Origin of the sequence: Mycobacterium sp. (assembly GCF_050701675.1) — a bacterium.
Classification (GTDB): domain Bacteria; phylum Actinomycetota; class Actinomycetes; order Mycobacteriales; family Mycobacteriaceae; genus Mycobacterium.
This window is the reverse complement of record NZ_JBOGDD010001030.1, coordinates 1-3,559: the sequence shown is the minus strand read 5'-3', so window position 1 is coordinate 3,559 and position 3,559 is coordinate 1. Positions and strand designations below refer to the sequence as shown.

Sequence of the window (3,559 nt, the reverse complement as noted above, 5' to 3'; positions counted from 1 at the left end):
GGACTCGACGACGGCCACCCTGATGGGTGTGTCCCGCGAGAGGATCATCATGACCACGTTCCTCATCGGCGGTCTCCTGGCAGGCGCCGCGGCGTTGCTCTACACGCTCAAGGTCCCGCAGGGCATCATCTACTCCGGCGGATTCCTGCTCGGCATCAAGGCGTTCTCCGCGGCCGTCCTCGGCGGCATTGGAAACCTCCGCGGCGCGCTGCTTGGCGGTCTGCTGCTAGGGGTGATGGAGAACTACGGCCAAGCGGTCTTCGGCACCCAGTGGCGCGACGTCGTGGCCTTCGTGCTGCTCGTCCTGGTCCTGCTGGTGCGGCCGACCGGCATACTCGGTGAGAGCCTCGGGAAGGCGCGAGCATGAGCCACCAGGACGGACCGACTGCCGGTCAAGGCAGGACGCCGGCGCAACGACTGCTTGCGCCCGGGGACGGTCTGCGGCAGTGGTGGGCCGGCCTCAGCAGGCCCGCGAAGTGGATCGCCGGTGTCGTCGGCTTCGGCCTGCTGGCCTTGTTGCCGCTGCACACGCCGGGGTTCGTCGACACCCCGGGGATCAGCTTCGGCGGCACGTTGGCGGCATTCGTGATGATCGCGATCATCGCCATCGGCCTCAACGTGGTAGTCGGCCAGGCCGGTCTGCTCGACCTCGGCTACGTCGGCTTCTACGCGGTCGGGGCCTACACGGTCGCCCTTCTCACCAGCCCCGACAGTCCGTGGAACAAGATAAGCCCCACCGGATTCTTCAGCAAGGACTGGGCATGGCTGTCCTGCGTGCCCATCGCCATGGCCGTGACGGCCCTGGCGGGACTGATCCTGGGCACGCCGACCCTGCGCCTACGGGGTGACTACCTCGCCATCGTGACGCTCGGATTCGGCGAGATCATCCGCCTTCTCGCCGACAACCTCAACGACATCACCAATGGGTCCCGCGGGCTGAATCAGATCGCCTATCCACGGCTGGGCGAGAGTGAGAAGCTGCCCAACGGCGTGTTCTCCAGCGGCAACTCGGGCGGCCACTCGAATTACGGCACCTGGTGGTTCTGGCTCGGCCTGCTGCTGATGATCGGCATCCTGCTGCTGGTCGGCAACCTGGAGCGAAGCCGCGTCGGCCGGGCCTGGGTCGCCATCCGGGAGGACGAGGACGCCGCGGAAGTCATGGGCGTCGACACCTTCCGGTTCAAGCTGTGGGCCTTCGTCATCGGTGCGGGCATCGGCGGCCTGTCCGGGGCGCTGTACGCAGGCCAAGTGCAGTACGTCGCACCCACCAACTTCAACATCATCAACTCGATGCTGTTCCTGGTCGCCGTGGTGCTCGGCGGGCAGGGCAACAAGCTTGGCGTGATCTTCGGCGCGTTCATCATCGTCTACCTGCCCAACCGGCTTCTCGGCGTTCACCTCTTCGGAGTCAATCTGGGCGACCTGAAGTACCTGTTCTTCGGCCTCGCGCTGGTGGTGCTGATGATCTTCCGGCCGCAGGGCCTGTTCCCGGTGCGGCAGCAACTGCTCGCGTACGGCAGGTCGGCGCAGAAGCTGTTGAGCAAGGCCGACGATTCGAAGGCGGCGGCATGACCGAACCGGTGATCGACGAGGAGATGGCGGCGCTGCACCGTGAGGTGAAGGCGGCCGAAGGTGAGACGCTCCTGCAGACCACGGACCTGACCGTGAAGTTCGGTGGTCTGACGGCACTCGACTCGGTGACCTTCGACATCAAACGTGGCGAGATCCTCGGCTTGATCGGACCCAACGGCGCAGGCAAGACCACGTGCTTCAACGCGATCACCGGGGTCTACCGACCGACCTCGGGTTCGGTGCTCTTCGATGGCGCTCCGCTGGGAAAGATCAAGCGGCATCAGATCACTCGGCGCGGCATTGCCAGAACGTTCCAGAACATCCGGCTCTGGGGTGAGATGACGGCGCTGGAGAACGTCGTCGTTGGCACGGACGCTCGCCACAAGACCTCGGTCCCCGGTGCACTGCTCCGGATACCACGGCACCGACGCGAGGAGAAGTCGGCGATCGAGAAGGCCGCCGCACTGCTGCAGTTCGTCGGTATCTCGCAGCGTGCCGATGAGAAGGCCAAGAACCTGCCGTATGGAGATCAGCGTCGGTTGGAGATCGCCCGTGCCCTGGCAACCGAGCCGAAGCTATTGTGCCTCGACGAGCCCGCGGCCGGGTTCAACCCCAGCGAGAAGGCGTCGCTCATCGAGCTCATCCAGGCCATCCGCAACGACGGCTACACCGTGCTGCTGATCGAACACGACATGCGGCTCGTCATGGGCGTTACGGACCGGATCGTGGTGCTCGAGTTCGGCCGCAAGATCGCCGACGGGCTGCCTGTCGACATCCGCGAAGACCCGGCGGTCATCGCCGCATACCTGGGGGTTCCCGATGACGAACTCTGAGACCATGGACGCAGACCCGCGACCGGTGCTATTGGAGGTGCGCGACGTCGTCGTGCACTACGGCCGGATTCAGGCCCTGCACGGGGTTTCGTTGAAGGTCCACGCGGGCGAGCTGGTGACCCTGCTCGGATCCAACGGCGCGGGCAAGACCACGATGATGCGGGCCATCTCCGGGTTGCGGCCCCTGACGTCGGGTTCGGTGTGGTTCGACGGCAAGGACGTCTCGAGGGTCAAGGCACACAGAAGGGTCGTCGACGGTTTGATTCAGGCCCCGGAGGGACGCGGCGTGTTCCCAGGGATGACGGTCGTCGAGAACCTCGAAATGGGTTGCTACGGGCGGACCTTCCCGAGCAAGGCCGAGCACCGTGAGCGCTTCGACTGGGTGTTGGAGACCTTCCCACGGCTTGCCGAGCGCCGCAGCCAGGTCGGTGGAACGCTGTCGGGCGGCGAGCAGCAGATGCTCGCCATCGGCCGTGCGTTGATGGCCCGGCCAAAGGTGCTGCTGCTCGACGAGCCCTCGATGGGTCTGGCCCCGATGGTGATCTCGCAGATCTTCAAGATCATCTCGGAGATCAACAAGCAGGGCACCACGGTGCTCCTGGTCGAGCAGAACGCCCAGCAGGCCCTGAGCCGGTCCGATCGGGCCTACATCCTGGAGACGGGTTCGGTCACGCGGACCGGCAATGCTCCAGACCTGTTGTCAGACGACAGCATTCGCGCCGCCTACCTCGGCGTGGCCTGACCCCGTACACCTATCACCCCTCCACCGCGAGCGTGCGTGTCTGTACGCGACGCGCCGAGGAAGTTTGGTCGTTTGCGCACGCTCGATGGGGTCAGACATCGATGCGGAACCGCTTGACGCGTGACGTTGCACCGGAAGCGAGCACCACCCGACTGCGCGGCACCCCAAGATGTTCGGACAGCAGTTTGACGACCGCCTCGTTCGCCTTGCCGTCGACCGCGCGTTCGGGGACGTAGACCGTCAGCTCGTCGTCGTCGACCACCTCGACGAGCGGACCCTTTCGACTGCCGGGTTTGACGCGCACCCGAATGAACTCGGACATCAATCAATTCAACGCCGAGCGTGCGTGAATGCTCAATTGGCCTCGGCGTGTCGCGTACAGACACGCACGGTCGGCGGCGCTGGACTAGGC

At 65.4% G+C, this 3,559-nt stretch carries 5 protein-coding genes; 4 read left to right on the top strand and 1 reads right to left on the bottom strand.

Going from position 1 to position 3,559, the window contains the following annotated elements; all coding sequences use genetic code 11:
- From ACRDUX_RS31595 to ACRDUX_RS31580, 4 genes are all read left to right on the top strand, one after another.
- On the top strand, window positions 1–367 hold a 367-nt coding region (locus ACRDUX_RS31595), incomplete at its 5' end, for an ABC transporter permease subunit (protein WP_526419913.1).
- Window positions 364–1,572 (top strand): branched-chain amino acid ABC transporter permease, encoded by a 1,209-nt coding sequence (locus ACRDUX_RS31590; RefSeq protein WP_526419911.1) that lies wholly within the window; start codon window positions 364–366, stop codon window positions 1,570–1,572. The genes ACRDUX_RS31595 and ACRDUX_RS31590, both read left to right, overlap by 4 nt.
- Entirely contained in the window at window positions 1,569–2,405 is an 837-nt protein-coding gene (locus ACRDUX_RS31585; protein ID WP_526419909.1) for an ABC transporter ATP-binding protein, read from the top strand. The genes ACRDUX_RS31590 and ACRDUX_RS31585 overlap by 4 nt, the downstream gene beginning before the upstream one ends.
- Window positions 2,392–3,147, top strand: a complete 756-nt coding sequence (locus tag ACRDUX_RS31580; RefSeq protein WP_526419907.1) for an ABC transporter ATP-binding protein — start codon at window positions 2,392–2,394, stop codon at window positions 3,145–3,147. The genes ACRDUX_RS31585 and ACRDUX_RS31580 overlap by 14 nt, the downstream gene beginning before the upstream one ends.
- Before the next feature lie 91 nt (window positions 3,148–3,238).
- Here ACRDUX_RS31580 and ACRDUX_RS31575 read toward each other — a convergent pair whose 3' ends face one another.
- On the bottom strand, window positions 3,239–3,469 hold the full coding sequence (locus tag ACRDUX_RS31575) for a DUF167 domain-containing protein (RefSeq protein WP_526419906.1): 231 nt from the start codon (window positions 3,467–3,469) through the stop codon (window positions 3,239–3,241).
- Window positions 3,470–3,559 lie beyond the last annotated feature (90 nt).